This is a genomic window from Roseibium sp. RKSG952 (assembly GCF_009711355.1).
This window is the reverse complement of record NZ_SMMF01000367.1, coordinates 1-730: the sequence shown is the minus strand read 5'-3', so window position 1 is coordinate 730 and position 730 is coordinate 1. Positions and strand designations below refer to the sequence as shown.

Here is a 730-nt window from a genome sequence, read left to right as displayed (position 1 = left end):
CCGCCCGGACACCAGATTCAACCATAGCTCCTGCTCTCCTTCTCCCGCAAGATGCCGATGATCTGTTCTTCTGTGAACCTTGAGCGCTTCATTCCGTCCGTCTCCTAATTGGAAAGGACTCTACACAAAATTGGAGGAAGTTTAGGGTCTCAGGTCACATGGAAAACGTCTTGTTTGCCATAGTGAATCATGAATGTGCCGAAAAGCGAAGCTTAGATATGATTCACGTTCAAATGGACTTGGTATTAGCTACGCATTTGTCGGACTCGCTTAGTTTTGTTTTGGCTACCGATACCGCTTATCCCTTTCGCTCAGGTGGCCACAACATATTGGGGCGTCTTGATTCACCTCACGTCCCATTCGTCTCCTAATATGCAAGAGAAATTGCCACGATTCGGACTTCGGTACCTACGAATGACATATACATCTGCCGCTCACTTGACCCAGGCAGGTGAGTGACATATTTTCTATAAGCAAGTTGCGTAGGGAATGTTAGTGAACCCTGAAGACATTGAACTCATAGTGGACGCGGACGGATCAGAGGGGGATTGCCTTCTGTTTGAGGTCCTAACCCCAGATGGCTCCCTGCAAGGCTTGGCCGAAGTTGAGACTTTCGAAGGTCATCTGACTGTCAAAGGTCTCCACATCGGCGGTGACGAGGAGATCCACTGGGGCTGGTCAAAGTTACGGAAGATCGGCCGATTGATCCAGAAGCGCGGCAAACCCCTTC

The 730-nt window shown here is 49.6% G+C and carries 1 protein-coding gene; it reads left to right on the top strand.

The features are described from left to right. Positions 1–495: 495 nt before the first annotated feature. Positions 496–730: hypothetical protein (locus tag E1297_RS49540; RefSeq protein ID WP_155132813.1), on the top strand; the 235-nt coding region annotated here is incomplete at its 3' end.